The organism is Streptomyces sp. NPDC005483, from assembly GCF_040606035.1.
Taxonomy (GTDB): domain Bacteria; phylum Actinomycetota; class Actinomycetes; order Streptomycetales; family Streptomycetaceae; genus Streptomyces.
This window is the reverse complement of record NZ_JBEXEA010000001.1, coordinates 660,846-680,443: the sequence shown is the minus strand read 5'-3', so window position 1 is coordinate 680,443 and position 19,598 is coordinate 660,846. Positions and strand designations below refer to the sequence as shown.

At 70.0% G+C, this 19,598-nt stretch carries 16 protein-coding genes and 1 pseudogene; 6 read left to right on the top strand and 11 right to left on the bottom strand.

The features are described 5' to 3' along the window. Nucleotides 1-59 precede the first annotated feature (59 nt). The 5 genes from ABZT06_RS03120 (at nucleotide 60) to ABZT06_RS03100 (ending at nucleotide 4,605) form a co-directional block, all read left to right on the top strand. Complete coding sequence (locus ABZT06_RS03120; protein ID WP_355733934.1) at nucleotides 60-1,493, top strand: four-carbon acid sugar kinase family protein; 1,434 nt, start codon at nucleotides 60-62, stop codon at nucleotides 1,491-1,493. Further along, the gene (locus ABZT06_RS03115) at nucleotides 1,493-2,356 is read left to right on the top strand and encodes a class II fructose-bisphosphate aldolase (RefSeq protein ID WP_355733931.1); all 864 of its coding nucleotides are present in this window, start codon (nucleotides 1,493-1,495) and stop codon (nucleotides 2,354-2,356) included. The genes ABZT06_RS03120 and ABZT06_RS03115 overlap by 1 nt, the downstream gene beginning before the upstream one ends. Before the next feature lie 59 nt (nucleotides 2,357-2,415). After that, entirely contained in the window at nucleotides 2,416-3,099 is a 684-nt protein-coding gene (locus tag ABZT06_RS03110) for an aspartate/glutamate racemase family protein (RefSeq protein ID WP_355733928.1), read from the top strand. 82 nt (nucleotides 3,100-3,181) lie between these two features. Beyond that, on the top strand, nucleotides 3,182-3,994 hold the full coding sequence (otnI, locus tag ABZT06_RS03105) for a 2-oxo-tetronate isomerase (protein ID WP_355733926.1): 813 nt from the start codon (nucleotides 3,182-3,184) through the stop codon (nucleotides 3,992-3,994). A 257-nt stretch (nucleotides 3,995-4,251) separates the two neighbouring features. Continuing rightward, complete coding sequence (locus ABZT06_RS03100; RefSeq protein ID WP_355733923.1) at nucleotides 4,252-4,605, top strand: cupin domain-containing protein; 354 nt, start codon at nucleotides 4,252-4,254, stop codon at nucleotides 4,603-4,605. 74 nt (nucleotides 4,606-4,679) lie between these two features. Here ABZT06_RS03100 and ABZT06_RS03095 read toward each other — a convergent pair whose 3' ends face one another. From ABZT06_RS03095 to solA, 8 genes are all read right to left on the bottom strand, one after another. Beyond that, nucleotides 4,680-5,663, bottom strand: coding sequence for a D-2-hydroxyacid dehydrogenase (locus tag ABZT06_RS03095; RefSeq protein WP_355733920.1), 984 nt, complete (start codon nucleotides 5,661-5,663; stop codon nucleotides 4,680-4,682). A 1-nt stretch (nucleotide 5,664) separates the two neighbouring features. Continuing rightward, nucleotides 5,665-7,116: an NAD-dependent succinate-semialdehyde dehydrogenase gene (locus ABZT06_RS03090; protein ID WP_355733918.1), complete on the bottom strand. Its 1,452-nt coding sequence runs from the start codon at nucleotides 7,114-7,116 to the stop codon at nucleotides 5,665-5,667. Between the two features lie 41 nt (nucleotides 7,117-7,157). Next, nucleotides 7,158-8,438, bottom strand: coding sequence for an FAD-binding oxidoreductase (locus ABZT06_RS03085; RefSeq protein ID WP_355733915.1), 1,281 nt, complete (start codon nucleotides 8,436-8,438; stop codon nucleotides 7,158-7,160). Between the two features lie 157 nt (nucleotides 8,439-8,595). After that, a complete protein-coding gene (locus tag ABZT06_RS03080) occupies nucleotides 8,596-9,363 on the bottom strand; it encodes an amino acid ABC transporter ATP-binding protein (RefSeq protein WP_355733913.1) in 768 nt (255 codons plus the stop codon). Beyond that, entirely contained in the window at nucleotides 9,360-10,277 is a 918-nt protein-coding gene (locus ABZT06_RS03075) for an amino acid ABC transporter permease (protein WP_355733910.1), read from the bottom strand. The genes ABZT06_RS03080 and ABZT06_RS03075 overlap by 4 nt, the downstream gene beginning before the upstream one ends. A 46-nt stretch (nucleotides 10,278-10,323) precedes the next feature. Further along, complete coding sequence (locus ABZT06_RS03070) at nucleotides 10,324-11,343, bottom strand: ABC transporter substrate-binding protein (RefSeq protein WP_355733908.1); 1,020 nt, start codon at nucleotides 11,341-11,343, stop codon at nucleotides 10,324-10,326. 98 nt (nucleotides 11,344-11,441) lie between these two features. After that, nucleotides 11,442-12,122, bottom strand: coding sequence for a haloacid dehalogenase type II (locus ABZT06_RS03065; RefSeq protein WP_355733905.1), 681 nt, complete (start codon nucleotides 12,120-12,122; stop codon nucleotides 11,442-11,444). 121 nt (nucleotides 12,123-12,243) lie between these two features. Then, complete coding sequence (gene solA, locus ABZT06_RS03060; RefSeq protein ID WP_355733903.1) at nucleotides 12,244-13,380, bottom strand: N-methyl-L-tryptophan oxidase; 1,137 nt, start codon at nucleotides 13,378-13,380, stop codon at nucleotides 12,244-12,246. 276 nt (nucleotides 13,381-13,656) lie between these two features. On the opposite strand from solA, the gene ABZT06_RS03055 reads away from it, so the two are divergent. Next, nucleotides 13,657-15,279 carry a PucR family transcriptional regulator ligand-binding domain-containing protein gene (locus ABZT06_RS03055; protein WP_355733901.1) on the top strand — a complete coding sequence of 541 codons (1,623 nt, stop codon included), beginning with the start codon at nucleotides 13,657-13,659 and terminating at the stop codon, nucleotides 15,277-15,279. Nucleotides 15,280-15,322: 43 nt separating this feature from the next. Here ABZT06_RS03055 and ABZT06_RS03050 read toward each other — a convergent pair whose 3' ends face one another. From ABZT06_RS03050 to ABZT06_RS03040, 3 genes and pseudogenes are all read right to left on the bottom strand, one after another. Beyond that, nucleotides 15,323-16,381 carry a tartrate dehydrogenase gene (locus ABZT06_RS03050; RefSeq protein ID WP_355733898.1) on the bottom strand — a complete coding sequence of 353 codons (1,059 nt, stop codon included), beginning with the start codon at nucleotides 16,379-16,381 and terminating at the stop codon, nucleotides 15,323-15,325. Nucleotides 16,382-16,454: 73 nt separating this feature from the next. Beyond that, nucleotides 16,455-17,339: a LysR family transcriptional regulator gene (locus tag ABZT06_RS03045; RefSeq protein WP_355733896.1), complete on the bottom strand. Its 885-nt coding sequence runs from the start codon at nucleotides 17,337-17,339 to the stop codon at nucleotides 16,455-16,457. Nucleotides 17,340-18,303: 964 nt separating this feature from the next. Beyond that, nucleotides 18,304-19,570 (bottom strand): annotated as a pseudogene (locus ABZT06_RS03040) (aminotransferase class III-fold pyridoxal phosphate-dependent enzyme). Between the last annotated feature and the right edge of the window lie 28 nt (nucleotides 19,571-19,598).

The following is a 19,598-nucleotide window of genomic DNA, read 5'->3' as shown; positions in this document are numbered from 1 at the left end:
CAGGCGCGACCTCGACTGACGTTCCCCCTCAACCACTCGTAACAGACCAGGAATTCGCCATGTCTCTACCCCTTCATGCCCAGACCGGGCCCGTCCCCGAGGCAGCGGTGCTGGAAGGGCTGCCTCCAGTCCACGAGGTGAGCGCCGCGGAAGTGGCCGCCCGCATATCCGGCGGCCCCCGTCTCGTCGTCCTCGACGACGATCCGACCGGCACTCAGACGGTCGCCGACGTGCCCGTCCTGACGTCCTGGACGGTGGACGATCTGCGCTGGGCGTTGCGCCAGGACAGCACCGTCTTCTTCGTCCTTACCAACACCCGCAGCCTGTCCCCCGAGGACGCGGCCGCCCGCAACCGCGAGGTGGTGCGCGCCCTGCGCACGGCGTCGGCGGCCGAGGGCACCGGCTACGTCCTGGCCAGCCGCGGGGACTCCACGCTTCGCGGCCACTTCCCGCTGGAGACCGACGTCCTGGCCGAGGAACTCGGCACGGTCGACGGGGTCGTGCTGGTCCCCGCCTACATCGAGGCGGGCCGGCTGACCGTCGGCTCACACCACTGGATGCAGACCTCCGACGGACTGCTCCCGGTCGGCGAGAGCGAGTTCGCCCGCGACGCCACCTTCGGCTACCGCAGCTCCTCGCTGCCCAAGTGGGTCGAGGAGAAGACGGGCGGACGCGTCCCCGCCGACGAGGTTCTGCGCGTCACCCTCGACGACCTGCGCGGCGGCGGCCCGGCGCACACGTCGCGGCTGCTGTCCTCGCTGCGCGGCGGACGCACTGCTGTGGTCGACGCGGTGTGCGACGACGATCTGCGGGTGCTGGCCCTGGCCCTCGCACAGGCGGAGGAGAACGGCACGCGGCTGCTGTACCGGGTCGGGCCGTCCTTCGTCAGGGCCCGCGCCGGACAGGCTGCGCGGGCACCGCTCACCCCGGCCGAACTGCGCCCGCTGCGCGGGGACGCAGCGCACGGTCTCATCGTCGTGGGGTCTCATGTCGCGCTGACGACACGGCAGTTGGACCGGCTGCGGGAGCGAGGTGGGATCGCCGAGCACGAGCTGGACGTGGCCCTGCTGCTCGACGAGGGGCGGCGTGACGCCCACATCGCCGAGGTCGCGGCCGCGGCCGCCGGCGCGCTGGACTCGGCGGACGCCGTGATCCGTACCTCTCGCGTGCTGGTGACGGGTGCCGACGCGGACGACAGTCTGGCGATCTCCCGCCGGGTCTCCGCCGCGCTCGTCGAGGCCGTACGCCAGGTCAGCGCCACCCGGCGGCCCGCCTTCGTCGTCGCCAAGGGCGGGATCACCTCCAGTGACACCGCCACCCACGGCCTTGAGATCCGCCGTGCCTGGGCCCGGGGCACCCTGCTGCCGGGCATCGTCTCGCTCTGGGAGCCCGCGGACGGCCCCGCCGCCGGCATCCCTTACATCGTCTTCGCCGGGAACGTCGGGGGCGCCGACGCCCTCGCCGACGCCCTCGACCTGCTCAGGAGTGCCTGATGCTGCTGCACGGAACCGATGCCCTGAAGGAGGCAGCGGCCGCCGGTCACGCTCTGCCCGGGTTCGTCGCCTACAACCTGGAGACGGTCCAGGGCATCACGGCCGCCGCCGAGGCCGCCGGACGGCCGGTCATCATCCAGGCGGGCTCCAGTCCCTTCAAGCACGCCGGCCGCGAGGCCCTGATACGGCTGGCGCTGGACGCCGCCGCACGCTCCACGGCCCCTCTCGGTGTGCACCTCGACCACAGCCGGGACCTTGGCGAGATCACCGCCTGTCTGGAGGCGGGTTACACCTCCGTCATGGTCGACGGCTCCCACCTGCCGTTCGCCGAGAACATCGCCTTGACGAAGGAGGCGGTCCGCCGGGCCCGCAGCCACGGTGCCTGGGTGGAGGCCGAGCTCGGTGCCCTGCCGGGCGACGAGGACGTCTCCACCGACGCCGTCGCGCAGGCCGCGGCGATGACCGATCCCCAGCAGGCGGCCGCATTCGTGTCCGCGACGGGCGTGGACGCACTCGCCGTCGCCGTCGGCAACGTCCACGGCTTCACCAAGCACCCGGTCTGCCTGAACCTGGAGCGGCTGACCGCGATCCACGAGGCCGTACCGGTCCCGCTCGTCCTGCACGGCGCCAGCGGTCTGCCCGTCGAGGAGCTGCACGGCGCCCTCGCCCGAGGCGTCGCCAAGGTCAACGTCAACGCCGAACTGCGCCGCGCCTACCTGGAGGCCACTCGCGTGACCCTCCCGTCCGCGTTGCCCGGCTCCGACGTCGTCTCCCTGTGGGCGGCCGGCCGCGACGCGGTCCGGGACGCAGCCCTGGATGTCATCAGCCGCCTGAGCCCCCAAGCCGAAGGGGGAAACGCCTGACCTGAACTCAGCCCGCCGACCTGGACCGCGGCCCGCCACCTCACCCTGTAGGAGACACCATGTCCACCACTGCCTCGATAGCCGTGCTGCACACCAGCCTGCTGTTCATCAACCCCGATTCGGTCATCAACGAACACCTCGCGGAACTCGCGCCGGACGCCAAGGTCCTGCACTTCGTCGACAGCGACGTGCTCGCTGCCGTGGTGCGCGACGGTGGGATCTCACCTGCCAGCACGCTGCGGATGGTGCACCTGGCCCAGGCTGCGGAGGCCGCGGGAGCCGATGTCGTCTTCTCCGCGTGCTCCTCGGTCGGTCCGGCCATCGACGTGGCCCGACGCCTGGTCTCCGTCCCGATCGTCAAGATCGACGACGCGATGACGGCGTCAGCGGTCGAGACCGCTGACGCCATCGGCGTCCTGGCCACGGTCCCCACGACGCTGCCGCCGACCCGTGCCCTCGTCGAGGAGAAGGCCCGGGCGGCCGGTCGCGACATCACCGTCCAGGAACGGCTCTGCGAGGGCGCCTTCTCGGTGCTGACGTCCGGTGACCGCGAGCACCACGACGCGATGGTGCTGCACGGGGCACGGGCGCTGGCCACCGAGGTCGACGTGATCGTGCTGGCCCAGGCGTCCATGGCACGGCTGGCTCCCGCGATCGCCGAAGCCGTCGGCAAGCCCGTGCTCTCCAGCCCCCGCAGCGGAGCGGAGGACGCGGTGCGTGTGCTGAACGAGCAGGCGGGCTGAACCTGTCCGTGCCACAGCTGGAGCCTTCAAGACCACCAGACCACTGCTCTGGGCCGTCCCCGGCCGGAACACAGGAGCCAGCATGCCGCAGTTCGCAGCGAACCTGTCCATGATGTACACCGAGCACGATTTCCTCGACCGCTTCGCCGCGGCCTCGGCCGACGGCTTCCAGGCCGTCGAGTACCTCTTCCCATATGCGTACGACGCCGCCGAGCTGCGCCGCCGGCTTGATGACCACGGGCTGGAGCAAGTGCTCTTCAACGCCCCTCCCGGAGCGTGGGAGTCCGGAGAGCGCGGGATGGCGGCACTGCCCAGACGCGAGGCGGAGGTGCGTTCCGGGGTCGACCGGGCGCTGGAGTACGCGGCGGCGCTGGGCTGTCCGCGGGTGCACCTGATGGCCGGGCTGGTCCGGCCGGACGCGCCACCCGTCGAGCGGGCCGAGCACCGTGACACCTACCTGGCCAACCTGGCCTGGGCCGCGGAGCGGGCCGCCGCGGCCGGTGTCGACATCCTGATCGAGCCGATCAACGGCCGTGACATGCCCGGGTACTTCCTGAGCACCCAGGCCGAGGCGCACGCCGTGGTGCGGGAGGTGGGAGCCTCGCATCTCAAGGTGCAGCTCGACCTCTACCACTGCCAGATCGTCGAGGGCGACCTCACCGCGACCCTGCGCCGCGACCTCCCGACCGGCCGGGTCGGTCATCTGCAGATCGCGGGCGTGCCCGACCGCGGTGAGCCCGACCGGGGTGAGCTCAACGTCCGCCATCTGTTCGACGTGGTCGACGAGCTGGGCTTCGACGGGTGGATCGGCTGCGAGTACCGCCCCCGCGCCGGCACGAGCGAAGGTCTCCGCTGGCTCCACGACCACCGGAGCCGGCGAGGGGAGAACGCCTGAGCACCTCATCACTCCGGCCTCCCGCCTGACACAACGTCCAACCACCGTGCCCACGACGGACAGATCACGCGTGGGCTCCGTGCGGGGCGTCAGAAATACTCGATGGGCCGGGGCAGTCGCACGCTGCGCACCGCCGGCGCAGGCCGCCGCCCATCAGGTCGCCTTCGATGCCGATCGTCCGGCACTGACTCGGCCCGGTGACGCCCCGTATCTCCGCTCCCGATTTCCGTAGTTGTCACATCCAGTAGAGGAAAAGCATGTCGCTCCTGAAGACCATCGATCCCGACCCCTCCTTCGCGCCCCAGGAGTCCGGCCCGCTGCCGGAACGCCTGATTGCCGGCAACCCGACTTACAGGACCTGGGCCCAGGACGCCGCCCGCGGCGAAACGATCAAGACGGGCGTCTGGGAAGCCACACCCGGCGAGACGCACTCGATCAAGGGCGAGCTCTTCGAGTTCTGCCACATCCTTTCCGGCGTCGTCGAACTCACGCCGGAAGGCGGCGAGCCGGTGATCTACAAGGCAGGCGACAGCTTTGTCATGAAGCCGGGTTACGTCGGTGTCTGGAAGACCATCGAAACCGTGCGCAAGATCTACCTGACCGTTTCGTAAGCCCAGCTCAGCGAAGCAGAACGGGGCGATGGGACCGGGCGGCTGCCGCCCGGTCCCCTCCATACTGCTCGCCTTCAGGCCGAGCGCGTGTCGTCGACCACGTATCCGCGCCGCTTGTCCACCACGTTGCGCAGCGGCCGGCCCTCGCGGTGGCGCGCGAAGTTGTCGAGGAACACCTCGATGAGCGCCTCCCGCTCGCTCGTGGTCTCGCCCGCCGTGTGCGGGGAGACGATCACGCCGGGCAGGTTCCACAGGGGAGACTCGGCAGGCAGCGGCTCCCGGGCGAACACGTCCAGGGCCGCGCCGGCGAGACGTCCGGCGGCGAGGTGGTCGACCAGCGCCTCCTCGTCAACGAGTCCCCCCCGGCCCACGTTGATCAGCCGCGCCCCCCGCTTCATGGCCGCCAGCACGGAGGCGTCGACCATTCCCCGGGTGCCCTGGGTGAGGGGCGCGGCCAGGACGACGTAGTCCGCTTCCGTCAGCGCAGGGCGCAGGGTCCTCGCACCGTGGACCGTGCCGAAGTCGGGGTCATCCGTGCGGGGCTTGCGGCCCGCACCGCTCACCCGCATCCCGACGGCGCGCAACAGACGGGCGATGGCCCGACCGATCGGCCCCGTCCCCCAGACCAGCACGGTGCGTCCGGTGATGTCGTCACTGGGGCGCGGGCGCCACTCGCGTCGCCGCTGGTGCTCCCATGTGCCGGGGAAGTCCTTGGCGAGGGCGAGGATCAGGCCCAGGACGTACTCGGCGGTGGGCTGCTCGTAGACCCCGCGTGCGTTGGTCAGCACGACGTGCGGATCGTCCACCAGGGCGGGGAACAGGAAGGAGTCCACGCCCGCGGAGGACGCGTGAACCCAGCGGGGCGCCTTCTGCGGATCATCGGGCCAGGCCTCCCGGATGGCCGGGGTGATGGTCACCCAGGCCATGAGGACGTCGGCGCCGGGGAGGAGGTAGGGCAGTTCCTCCTCCGTGGCGTAGACGGTGTCCGCGAGGCTTTCGAGGTGCGCGGCGGCGGGGGGCCGGTTGCCGCGGTAGAGGACGACGAGTCGCTCGCGCATGTCAGGCTCCGACGGGGACGGCCATGTACTTGTACTCCAGGAACTCGTCGATGCCGACGAGTCCGCCCTCGCGGCCCAGGCCGGACTGCTTGACGCCGCCGAAGGGCGCGGCGGGGTTGGAGACCAGTCCGGTGTTGATGCCGATCATGCCGCTTTCGAGGCGTTCGGCGACCCGCAGGGCGCGGTCGAGGTTCTGGGTGAACAGGTAGGCCGCGAGGCCGAATTCGGTGTCGTTGGCGGCGGCGACGGCCTCGTCCTCGGTCTCGAAGGTGCGGATCGCGGCGACGGGGCCGAAGATCTCGTTGTCGATGATGGCGGCGTCGGGGGCGATGCCGGTGAGGACGGTGGGCGGGTAGAAGCAGCCCGGTCCCTCGGGGAGTTCGCCGCCGGTCAGGGCGGTGGCACCGCGCTTGACGGCGTCCCGCACCAGGTCGTGCGCCTTGCTGCGGCCGGCGAGGTCGATGAGAGGGCCGACGTCGGTGCCGGGGTCGGTGCCGGGCCCGACGGTGAGGGCGGCCATGCGGGCGGTGAGGCGCTGGGCGAACTCGTCGGCGACGGACGTGTGGACGAGGATGCGGTTGGCCGCGCAGCAGGACTCGCCCATGTTGCGCATCTTGGCGACCATGGTGCCCTCGACGGCGGTGTCGAGGTCGGCGTCGTCGAAGACGATGAGGGGGGCGTTGCCGCCCAGTTCCATGGAGGTGCGGATGACGGTGTCGGCGCACTGGGCCAGCAGGATCCGCCCGACCTGGGTGGAGCCGGTGAAGGAGAGCTTGCGGATCTTCCCACCGCGCAGGAGGGGTTCGACGACGCCGGCGGCGTCGGTGGTGGTGACGATGTTCAGCACGCCGGCCGGAAGGCCCGCTTCGGTGAGGATCTCCGCCAGGGCGAGGCTGGTCAGGGGGGTCTGGGGGGCGGGTTTGACGACGATGGTGCAGCCGGCGGCGATGGCGGGGCCGATCTTGCGGGTGCCCATCGCCAGGGGGAAGTTCCAGGGAGTGATGAGGAGGCAGGGGCCGACGGGCTGACGGGTGACCAGCAGTCGGTTCCTGCCGTCGGGGGCGGTCATCATGCCGCCGTCGATACGCACGGCCTCCTCGGAGAACCAGCGGAAGAACTCCGCGCCGTAGGCCACTTCGGCACGCGCCTCGGCCAGGGGCTTGCCCATCTCCAGGGTCATCAGCAGCGCGAGGTCCTCGGTGCGCGCGATGATGATGTCGTAGGCGCGGCGCAGGATCTCACTGCGCACGCGCGGCGGGGTGGCGGCCCAGGCGGCCTGCGCGGCGACCGCCGCCTCGACCGCACGACGGCCGTCGGCGGGTGAGGCGTCGGCGATCTGGCACAGTTCCTCGCCGGTGGCCGGGTTGTCGACGGACAGGGTCCGGCCGGACTCCGCGTCCTGCCAATCGCCGCCGATGAACAGCTGCTTGGGAACATCACGGACGACAGTCATGGTGGGTGTCTCCTTGTAGATGTAGAGAGGCTGCCGACCGGTCAGCGGATGCGGTCGAGCGTCTTGTAGTAGGCGCCCGCGAAGGGCAGGAACCAGGCGGTGCCGTTGTAGAGGGGGATGCGGGGCGGTGCGATGTCGCGGACGGGGTTGACCTCGGGGTGGCCGTCCATCACCTCGGCCATGACGTGCCCCATGTGGGTGGCCATCTGCACGCCGTGGCCGGCGTATCCCATGGAGTAGTGGACGCCGTCCTCGGTCTGCCCGGCGTGCACGATGCGGTCCATGGCGAAGCCGACGGAGCCGCCCCACACGTACTCGATCTTGGTACGGGAGAGCTGAGGGAAGATCTCGCACATCTCACGGAAGAGGACGGCCCCGCTCTTCTTGTCCGAGGTGGGGTCGGACGGCGCGAAGCGGGCGCGGCCGCCGAACAGCAGCCGGTTGTCCGGGGTGAGCCGGAAGTAGTGGCAGACCTTGTTGGAGTCGACGATGAGGCGGGCCTTGGGGATGATGTCCCGGGCGAGCTCCTCACCGAGCGGCTCGGTGACGATGATGAAGCTGCCCACGCAGACCTGCTGGCGGCGCAGCAAGGGGAAGTTCTTGTCGGTGTAGGCGTCGGTGGCCATCATGACCTGCCCGGTACGGATGACACCGCGCTCGGTGCTGACCTCGAACCGGCCGGCGGCGGTACGCCGTATGCCGATGGCCGCGTTGCGCTCGTGGATCTCGACACCGGCGCGCTCGCACGCCTCGGCCATACCGCGCACGAAGCGGCCGACGTGCAGGGCCGCGCTGAACGGGTCGAGCAGGCCTCCGTGGTAGGCGTCGGATCCGATCTCGGAACGCAGCTCGGCCTTGCCGATCAGAGTGGTCTCGTGTCCGAAGTACTTGGCCAGGTCGCGTTGTTGGGCCTTCTTGTTCTCGAAGTGGGCGGGGCGGGACGCGACACCCAGGCGTCCGACGCGGCGGAACTGGCAGTCGATGGACTCCTCGTTCACGAGCCGCTCGACGGTGTCCACGGCCTCGCCGTAGGAGTTGTAGATCTCGCGGGCCCGCTCCAGTCCGTACCGGCGGATGGCCTGGCCCACGCCGATAGTGAAGCCCAGGTTCGCCATACCGCCGTTGCGGGCGGAGGCCCCGGAGCCGATCTGGCCCTTTTCGACGAGGGTGACGCGGGCGCCCTTGCGGGCGGAGTGCAGGGCGGTGGACAGACCCGTCAGGCCGGCGCCGACGACCACCAGGTCGGTGTCCTCGGTCAGCGGCTTGCCGGATCGGTCGGGAAACGCCCCAGCGGTTTCTATCCAGTAGGGAATGGTCTTCATGTCGGGTCCTTAGCGGGGAGTTTCGAAGGGGCGCGGCCGGGCAGCATCAGGGGCCCGGCCGACGGCGATGTCAGTGACGGTCGTATCGACGTCTGACTGGAGGGCGTTGAGGACCGGGACCGACAGGGTGCGGACGTCACGTCGGTCCCAGCCGCTTCTACAGGACCCGTTCGAGGAAGGCCTGGGTTCGTTTTTCGCGGGGGTTGCCGAGGACTTCGCGGGCGTCGCCGCGTTCGACGGCGATGCCTTCGTCCATGAAGAGGACTTCGTCGGCGACTTCGCGGGCGAAGGCCATCTCGTGGGTGACGAGGAGCATGGTCATTCCGTTGCCGGCGAGGTCGCGCATGACGGCGAGTACTTCACCCACGCGCTCGGGGTCCAGGGCGCTGGTGGGTTCGTCGAACAGCATGATGGTGGGTTCCATCGCCAGCGCGCGGGCGATGGCCACCCGCTGCTGCTGGCCGCCGGAGAGTTGAGCGGGGTACTTGTGGCCGCAGCCCTTGAGGCCGACCTTGGCCAGCAGCTCCTGTGCCTGCTCCCGGCAGGTGGCGCGGTTTTTCTTCTGCACCAGCACCGGTCCGGCCATGACGTTGCTTTCGGCGGTCATGTTCGGGAACAGGTTGAACTGCTGGAAGACCATGCCGATGCGGGCGCGCTGCTCGGCCAGCCGCTGCGGGCGGACGGCGTGGTAGGCGTCGTCCTTCTCGACGTAGCCGAAGTCCTCGCCGTTGACCCTGAGGACTCCGCGGTCGACGGTCTCCAGGCCGTTGATGCACCGCAGCAGTGTCGATTTGCCGGATCCGCTGGGCCCGATGATGCAGGAGATCTCTCCGGCCGCGACGGTCAGGTCGATGTCACGCAGGACCTGGTGACGTCCGAAGCTCTTGCACAGTTTGCGTGCGACGATCGTTCCGTCCGGGTTCACAGCAGGGACTCCCTCGTGGTGGGAATTGGCTGGCCCGCCCCCGGCTCGGCCGGCGTGGCGGCCGGGGTCAGCCGCACCCGGGTGGAGCGGGAGAAGCGGCGCTCGATCATGGACTGCGGCACGCTCAGCACCAGCGTCATGATCAGGTACCAGAGGCTGGCCACGATCAGCAGCGGGATCGTCTGGTAGTTGCGGGCGTAGATCGACTGTGCGCTGTTCAGCAGGTCGGCGACGCCGAGCACGCTCACCAGCGAGGTCTCCTTGAGCATGCCGATCACCTGGTTGCCGGTGGCCGGGATGACCGCCGGCATGGTCTGCGGGATGACCACGTGCCGGAGCTTGGTGAACCCCGACATGCCCAGGGACTCCGCCGCCTCGTGCTGTCCGCGACTGACCGAGGCGAACCCGCCGCGGATGATCTCGGACATGTAGGCGGCCTGATTCAGCGTCAGCCCCACGACGGCCGCGGTCATCGGCGTCATGATCGCGTTCACGTTCACCGGTGTGGAGATGTCGGTGAACGGGATGCCGACCGACAGGTGCGGATACAGGGCCGCGATGTTGAACCAGAAGACCAGCTGCACGAGCACCGGGGTGCCGCGGAAGAAGGCGATGTAGAGCTGTGCGATCCCGGATACGGGCCGCTGGTGCGACATGCGCATCACCGCCAGCACCAGCCCCAGCAGCGTGCCCAGAGCCATGCTCGCCGCGGTCAGCAGCAGCGTGATCAGCAGGCCGTTGAGGATGGTCTGGGTGGTGAAGTAGCTGAACACCACCGGCCAGCGATAGTTCTCGTTCGTCACCGCGGTCCACACCAGAGCGGCGACGATCGCGATCGCCACGGCCCAGGCGACATAGTCGCGCGGACGTTTCGGCGTGATCCGCTTCTTTTCTTCGGCCAGCAGTTGTGACACCGGTCGGCTCCTGGTCGTCGTGTTCTCGATCACCTCCATCGGCGTCTCAGTCCTGCGGGACGGCCATGGCCGCGGTCTTGATCCCGAGGTCCTTCAGACCCCAGCGGCCCAGCGCCTGGGTGTACTTGGGGTCGTCGATGATCGACTGGAGGGCGGCCTTGACCGCGGGGGTCAGCGGCGAGTCCTTCTTCAGCCCGACGCTCGCGGGCTTGGTGGCCACCAGGGGCCTGAGGACGTCGAACGTCTTGGGCTGCTGCTCAGCCGCCCACCCGAGCGAGATGAAGTCGTACATCACCGCGTCGATCCGCTGGGAGACCAGCTGGGTCAGAGCGTCGTTCACGCTGGGCAGGGTCACCGACTTGATGGCCGGCCTGCCCTTGCTCGTACAGTCCTGCTTGGACAGCTGGGGCAGCCACTGCAGCTCCGCGGTGCTGCCGGAGGTGACGGCCACGCGGTGCCCGCACAGCGTATGGGTGGTCAGCTTCTGCGGGTTGCCGTAGGGGACGGACACCCCGGTCCCGGAGTTGACGTAGTTGACCATGTCGAGCACCTTCAGCCGGTCGCTGGTGGCGCCCATGGTGGTGGCGGTGAAGTCGTACCGGCCGGCTTGCAGGCCGGTGATGATGGTGTCGAACTTGATGTTGTTGATCTGCAGCTTCAGACCCAGCTTGGCCGCGATCAGCCGGGCCATGTCCGGGTTGAACCCGATCGGGGTCTTGTTGTCCGACGCCATGAACGAGGTGGGCGGATAGGCCAGTTCCATGGCCACCGAGAGCGTGCCCCTGGCCTTCACCGCCGCGGGCAGCAGCTCCACCGCCTTCGCATCGGGCTTCACGCCCACCGAGATGTCGTCGGTGTGCTCGGCCGACGCGCCGGCTCCCCCGCCCTGCGTCGTGCCCTTCGCCGCCGCGTTCTCTGCCGTGCCGGTCGCCCCGCACGCGGCGAGCGCGAGGGCCAGGGCGGTCGTGACGATCGGCACGCTCAGGTTTCTGCTGACCTGCATCGCGGCGGCCACGGCGCCTGCGGTGCGGAATACGTTTCTGCGGCCTGTCCGGTTGGTTTCCATGGCGGTGCCTCCTGGGGATGCGGGGATACGGGGAATCCGTGATGCGGGGACGACGTGCGGGTCGGACGGGGGGCGGGTGAGCGGGTGCGCGTCGGGCGTCAGATGCCCAGCATCTGGTTGAGCTCGTCCAGGGACTTGACGGTCACGTAGTCGTAGCCGTGGGTGACCGGGTCGCAGCCGCGGTCCAGCAGGACGAGGTTGCGGAAGCCCATGTCGTGCATCGGCATCAGGTCGTAGCGGGTGTGCGAGGAGACGTGCACGAAGTCCTCGGGGGACGCGTCGAGCTGGTCGAGCATGTACTCGAACGCGCCGTAGCGGGGCTTGTAGTAGCCGGCCTGCTCGGCGGTGAAGACGGCGTGGAAGTCGGCGCCCAGCCGCGGCACGCTCTCGGCGAGGACGGAGTCGTCGGCGTTGGAGAGGATCACCAACTTGTAGTTCTCGCCCATCTTCTTCAGCGGCTCCGGCACGTCGGCGTGCGGGCCCCAGCTGCGCACGCCGTCGGCGAGCCGCTTGCCCGCGTCCGGGGCCGCCTTGACACCCCACTTGCGGCAGACGCCCTCGAAGGCGGCCTGCAGCGTCTGCTCGTAGGGGTAGTACTTGTCGAGGACCGAGTCGTAGCGGTAGCCGCGGAACTCCTTGACGAACTGGTCCCACTGCTCGGCGGGGATCTGGTCACCGACGAGTTCACGCGTGATGGGGGTCATCGGCCACTCGATCAACGTCCCGTAGCAGTCGAACGAGACGTACTTCGGGCGGAACTGGAACGAGGGAATGGGCATGGAAGTACTCCACTTTCTTGCGTCGGGGGACCGGTCAGGGTCAGCGCGGACTTAGGCATGCTCATGACAGAGACGTCGGGAGTTGGGAGTGCGGGGCGATGACGTCGGCCATCGCCGGGGATCAGGCGGCGCCGACTCCTGCCGGAGCGAGAAAGTCGACAGGGTGCTCCGTGGTGCCGTCGAGCGCCAGGTCGGCGGCGATCTCTCCCATCGCGGGCGAGAACTTGAAACCGCTGCCGGAGAACCCGGCCATGACGATGATGTCGTCCTCGCCCGGAAGATGACCGACGAGCGGGTTTCCGGACTCCGTGTAGCCCTCCATGTAGGCCGACGTTCTGATGGGGTCGGGGTTCAGGTCGGGCATGAGTTCACCGATGAGCTCGCGGAAGACACCGAGTTCTTCGGGGCGGACGGTACGGTCGAGCCGATCGGGCTCGGGCACCGGCGCATGGTATTTGAAGGAGAGACCGAGCTTGACGGAGATGCCGTCGGGCGACGGGATCCCGAAGCAGTCGTGGGGTGCGGCGCGCACGAAGGAAGGGGCACCGCCCGCGAACCAGTCGTGGCGGGTGGGCAGGTGCCAGGAGCAGACCACCCGGCGGACGTCGACGGTCCGGGGGAGGTCCGGGAGCAGGGTGTTGATCCAGGGGCCCACGGTCACCACGGCGGCGTCCACGTGGTCCGTGCCCTGGTCGGTGACGATCCGCACCCCGCCGCCGGCCGCGGGGGCGACCTCGCGCACCGTGGTGTAGCGGTGCAGCCGGGCGCCCAGGTGCTCGGCATGGGCGGCGGCGGCCTGGATCGACGCCTCAGGCCTGATGACGGCACCCAACCGGTCGAGGACAGCGGTGTGTCCGTCCGGGAGCCGGTGCTGCGGGTAGCGGCGGGCGAGTTCCTCCCGGTCCAGTACCTCGTGATCCAGCCCGTGTGCGGCGCTGGTGGACAGGAGGAGGCGCATGGACGGTGAGGCGGTCTCTCCCATCACCAGGCTGCCGCTGCGGCGTAGCAACGACCGGCCCGTCTCCGCCTGGAGCTGCTCCCACAACCGGTCCGCCAGCCGCAGCAGCGGGATGTACCCCGGCTCGCCGAGGTGGGCGGCTCGGTAGATACGGCTCTCGCCCCCGGCCGCGCCGCGGTCGTGACCCGGTGCGTAGCGGTCGTAGCCGATGACCTCGGCTCCGCGGGCGGCCAGTCGCCACATGGTTTGGCTGCCCATGCTGCCGGCACCGATCACGGCGACGCGCTTGGGAATGCGCATGAGATCGCTCCGCTCGATGGTGTGGTCTGGGTGAAAGTGGCCCCAGCACGCTGCGGATACCGCGCGGACCTTTGCAGTTCGGATCCTGCTGGGGATGGCGTTCACTTTCCGCCCCGCGGAACCCGCAGGTCAACCCACACTGTGTTCCGCTTCCAGGCCTTCTCGAGACGGTCTGTCACGGCGGACGGCCGGACTGCCCAAATGACGGCCCGCCTCTTGTCACGATGAGTGGCCGGTGCGAAGGTGAGCCCCATTCCCTCGGATGAAAGACCCCCTATGCCGCCCAGACACCACGCAAACGGGCACTTCCCTACCCTTAGGGAGGTACTGGGCCTGCCCGTGCTCGCCGAGGGCATGCCTCGCGTGCTGGCCGGCGAGGCACGGCTGGACAGCCAGGTGCGCTGGGTGCACGTCACCGAACTGCTCAACCCCGCGGACTTCCTGGAGGGCGGCGAGCTGATCCTGACGACCGGCGTGCCGCATCCAGAGGACGCCTCCGAGCTGCGCGGTTACGTCGACCAGCTCGCGGACGTCGGCGCGGCCGGCCTGATCGTGGAGCTCGGGTACCGGTACCAGAAGGTCCCCCAGGAGCTGGTGGCGGCGTGCCGTGCCCGTGATGTACCGCTGGTCGAACTCGCCCGTGGCGTCCGGTTCATCGATGTCACGCAGACGGTGCACGCGCTCATCCTGGACGCCCAGGGGGCCCTGCTGCGCCGCGGGCGGGACATCCAGGACATCTTCACGGCCCTGACGCTGCGGGGCGCGGACCCCGAGGAACTGGTGCACACCACCGCGGAGCTCACCGGAGCCCCCGTGGTGCTGGAGGATCTCACCCACCGGGTCCTGATGTGCGAGCTGCTCGGGCGGCCGTACGAGCCGGTGGTGTCGGCCTGGTCGCGGCGTTCGCGGGCCGCCCCGACGCCGGAGAGGCTCACGCCTAGCGGCCCGGAGGGGTGGCTGATCGCGCCGGTGCAGGACCACCACGGCCCGTGGGGACGGCTGGTCCTGCTGGAGGACCGGCTCAGCGCCGAGCCCGACCCGGAACATGTCCTGGTGCTGGAGCGTGCGGCGGTCGCGCTGACCATGGCGCGTCTGGCGGGGCAGGCATGGTGGGAGCGCCGAGCCCACCGCTCCGTACTGCGGGACCTGTACGAACGGCGTTTCCGCTCCCCCGCGGACGCCCGCGCCCGCGCCGAGGCACTGGGACTGCCCACCCTCGGGCACCGCCTCTTCGCCGTGGTCATCCGCCACCCGTACACCGGCACCGAGGGGGAGCACCTCGACGAACGCATCGCGAAGGCGCTGACGCACACCGGTGTCCGCGCCCTGGTCGGCGAGACTGCCCCTGGCCGCATCGGGGTACTCATGGCTCTGGCACAGGCGAGCGCCTGGCAGCCGGTCGCCGAGCAGATCGGCCGTCTGACCCGGGAGGAGCTCGGACCGCGGGCCGTCGTCGCCGTCGGCCCCGGGGTGACCGACCTCGGCGGGATCGCCCGGTCGTGGCAGGAGGCGGAGCAGACGGCCGAGGCCGTCACACCGGCCTCCCCGGAGCGGTGGTTCTACGTCCCCGCCGACGTACGGCTGCCGGAGTTGCTGGGCGTGCTGCGGGAGGATACCCGTCTTCAGCGGTACGCGGAGCGGCAGCTGACCCGCCTCATCGAGCACGACGACCGCAACAACGGCGATCTGCTCCAGGCACTGCGCGCCTATCTGGCGGCGGCCGGGAACAAGTCGGTCGCGGCGAAACGCGCCGGCATGTCCCGGCAGGCTTACTACCAGCGTCTGCACACCATCGAGCGGCTCCTCGGCTGCGACCTGGAATCAGGTCTGGAGCGCACGTCCCTGCACGTCGCGGTGCTGGTTCTGGACGCGGGTGAGGCTCCTGCTCCCGGCGCATGACCCCCTCACCCGGCAGGGACGCGCAACGGCCCCAGGAGAGGGCTCAGAGGAGCTCGATCAGCCTGTCGGTGAACTCGGCGGTGGTCGCGGTTCCGCCCAGGTCGCGGGTGCGGGTATCGGTCTTGGCCAGGACCGACGCGATCGCGTCCGTGATGTCCTTGGCCGCGGCTGGGTGGCCGAGGTGGTCGAGCATCATGGCCGCGGACCAGATCGCGCCCAGCGGGTTGGCGATGCCCTGGCCCGCGATGTCGGGCGCTGAGCCGTGTACCGGCTCGAACATCGAGGGGAACTCGCCCTCGGGGTTGAGGTTGGCCGCCGGGGCGACGCCGATCGATCCGGCGACCGCGGCCGCGAGGTCGCTGAGGATGTCGCCGAAGAGGTTGGAGGCGACGACGACGTCGAAGCGGGCGGGGTCCAGGACGAACTTGGCTGCCAGCGCGTCGATGTGCTCCTGGTCCCAGGCGACGCCGGGATGTTCGGCGGCCCGCTCGGCGATCAGCTCGTCCCAGAACGGCATGGTGTGAATGATGCCGTTGGACTTGGTTGCGGAGGTGAGCTTCCCTCGGCGGCGGGCGGCGAGCGAGAACGCGTAGTCGGCGACACGGGTGACCCCGGCCCGGGTGAACACCGCCTCCTGGACGGCCAGTTCCTCGGCCGTTCCCTGGTTCAGCCGGCCGCCGATCTCGCTGTACTCGCCCTCGACGTTCTCCCGCACCACGACGAGATCGACCTCGCCCGGCCGCGCGCCGCGCACCGGACTGTCGATGCCCGCGAAGACACGGACGGGCCGGAGGTTGACGTACTGGCGGAAGCTGCGCCGTATCGGGATCAGCAGCCCCCACAGCGAGACATGGTCCGGGACCCCCGGGTAGCCGACGGCGCCCAGCAGGATCGCGTCCTTGTCGCGCAGCTGGTCGATACCGTCGGCGGGCATCATGGCGCCCTCCCGCAGGTACCGCTCGCACGACCAGTCGTACGACGTGTAGGAGAGGCTGAAGCCGTGGCGGCGGCCGAGAAGGTCGAGCACCTGCTGTGCTGGGGGCAGTACCTCGGCGCCGATGCCGTCGCCGGGGATCAGGGCAATGCGGTGGTTCGTCGTCATGCCGTCGATTGCAGCAAGGCGGTCCGCGGGGCGTCCAAGACGCAAAGCGGATATCCCTGATAAGCGGCGCCTATCAGCTGCCGGCAGCCGGGACGGCGGCCGCGAGGAACGCGGCAGCCGCCGGCGACAGGCTGCCGCGGCGGCTGACGAGAGCGATGTCCAGGCTGGTCTCCGGCCCGATGTCCAGCACGCGGGCGCCCAGCTGCTGGGCGAGGTCCCGCCAGGAGTCCATGACCACCGCGAGCCCCACACCGGCCAGGACCAGGGGCATGAGCGACACCCGGTGCTCGGTCTCGGCGGCGACGGTGAACTCGATGCCCTGGTCCCGCAGCGCGTCGACGTAGGCACGCATCCCGGTGCCCGGCTGCCCGACGATCAGCCGCTGTCCCGCGAGTTCCTGGCACTCCACCGCCGTCCGGCCGGCGAACGGGCCGTCGGCCGGCACCATCAGCACGAAGCGCTGCCGCCCCAGCGCATGGGAGACGACCTCCTTGTCGGAGAGCGGACCGGCGGACGCCAAGAGGCCCAGTTCCACAGCACCTGTGCGCACCATGTCGATCACGTCACGCGCGGTGAACGCCGCTTTGATGGCCACGGAGACGCCGGGATACCGGTGGCTGAAGGCACTCACCAGACTCGTCAACGGCTCCACCGCCTGCGACGGCACGGATGCCACGTCCAGGCGCCCCTCGCGCAGCTCGTGCACCGCCGCGACACTCGCCCGCGCCGTCTCCAAACTGCGCACGGCCTCCCGGGCAGGCTCGATCAGAGCCCTACCGGCCTCCGTCAGCACCGCCCTGCGCCCGATGCGATGGAACAACTCGGAACCGAGATCACGCTCCAGTGCCCGCACGGCCTGCGACAGCGACGGCTGCGACACGTACAGAGCCGAGGCCGCACGGTTGAACCCCCCACGATCAACGATCGCAAGGAAGTACTCCAGCTGCCGAACATCCATTACGCACCCTCTGTCCCTCAGCACAGCAGCCGACGACTCGATGGTCCCGCCCATGGTTGCGTGGAGGACAGACTCTACGAAACACGACCCCCGATGCAGGCAAGAAGATCACGTCTGTGACCCTGCCGAAGAGCACCAACGAACTGCGGCGCTCGGCCGCGAGCGCGTCGGCGTGTTGGGCGCCCCCTCTCATTGGTTCAGGCGACCGCGTGGCGCCGCGAAGCCGAGTTGCGGTGCCCGATGACGGGGCCGATCACGGGTACGCCGCCGACGCTCGCCGCATGGGCGGGAAACCGACTCGCGGGTCGGCCGGACCAGGGGTGAGCCAGGTCCCGCCACAGCAGAGGCATCCAGTCGCGGATGGCGTTACCTCGTGCCCAGCGAGCCGGCCTGTTCACCAGGCCCCGAGCGCAAGGTGAACCCGCGCGAAGGCTCACAGAACACCCGCTAAAAGCCACACCCGGCCCCCCTGGGCAGCCCAACCATACGAAGGACTCGACCATTCCCTCCCTGGAACGTAAGGCCGACAGAGGTACTGAGTCACAGCCGTCTCTCGGCGCAGGTCCGAAAGCCGGAAGCAGATCAGCGTTCCGTGAGCGCCATGCTGCAGGCGGTGCGCCCCTGTCACCGCGGTCACGGGCATGTACGAGGCGATCGTCGCAACCGCCATGCGGGTCCGCCGCGGCCCGGACTCCGTCACCGGCCTCCCCGAGGGACGTGCCTGGTGCATGCCGAGTTCGACTGCGACGACGCAGACGAGGTGAAGGTCCGCGCCACCTCGCTGCTGGACGTACAGCAGCGCCAGAGAACCTGGCCGCCTTCCTGCACGACTTCCGCAAGCTCCTGACTCAAGACGCGAGGGAGCGAGCGGCGTGGAAGCCTGTGCGGTCGCCACCAGGCGGACCGTCGCCGCGGTGACGACCGCAGAGGAGCCCTCGGTACGCGGCACCCCGGCCCGACCGCGTCATCGCCGCGCCGCTCCCGATGTGCCGGCCTCCACCGCGGCCGCCCATGCCTGGAGTCCCTGGTCCACCGCCGTCTCATCGATCACCAGGGCCGGGATCATCCGCACGACCTGGTTCCAGGCGCCACACAGAAGCAGGAGCAGACCCTGGTCGACAGCGGCCCGCTGCACGCGGGCGGCAGTCTCGGGGTCCGGACTGCCGTCCTCGGTGACGAACTCGGTCGCGAGCATGAGCCCGAGGCCGCGTACGTCGCCGATGCCTGCGGTCCGGTCGGCCACCGCTTCCAGGCCCTGGCGAAGGCGCTTGCCCATCGCCTCGGCGTTCTCGACGAGCCTCTCGTCGCGGACGACGTCGAGGGTGGCGCAGGCCGCGGCGCAGGCGACGGCGTTGGCGCCGTACGTACCGCCCTGCGAGCCGGGCCACGCCTTGGTCATCAGCTCCTCGGAGGCGGCGATTCCTGACAGCGGGAAGCCGCTGGCCAGGCCCTTGGCGGTGACGAGGATGTCGGGCGTGACGCCGAAGTGGTCGTGCCCCCAGAAGCGACCGGTGCGGCCGACGCCCGTCTGTACCTCATCGAGGATCAGCAGGAAGCCGTGGCGGTCCGCCCGCTCCCGCAGGCCCTCCATGAAGGCGCGGTTGGCGGGGACATATCCACCCTCGCCGAGCACCGGCTCGACGATGATCGCGGCCGTGTCGGCGGGCGAGGAGATCGTCTGGAGCGTGTAGTCCAGCTCCGTCAGCGCGAAGCGGGTCGCGGTCTCCTCGTCCCAGCCGTACCGGTACGCAGACGGGAACGGAGTGACGACGACACCGCTCATCAGTGGGGAGAAGCCGGACCGGAAGCGGGTGCCGGAGGTCGTCATAGAGGCCGGCGACCGTACGGCCGTGGAAGCCGCCGTGACAGACGATGACATTGGGGCGGCCGGTGGCCTGCCGGGCCAGCCGCAGCGCGGCCTCCACCGCCTCGCTGCCGGAGTTGGTGAAGAACAGGCTGTCGAGCCCCTCGGGCAAGACCTCGCCCAGCTTGTCGACAAGCCGCCGCAGCGGCTGGTGCATGACTGTCGTGTACTGGCCGTGGACGAGGGCGCCCACTTGTTCCCGGGCGGCCGCTACGACCCTGGGGTGGCAGTGCCCGGTGCTGGTCACGCCGATGCCGGCGGTGAAGTCGAGGTAGCGGCGGCCATCCTCACCGTAGAGGTGGACGCCCTCTCCCCGGACCGCCACCACGGGCGTGGCCTGGCGTAGGTGCGGCGACAGTGCAGTCATGTTCGTCTCCCGGCGGATCGTCGGTCTG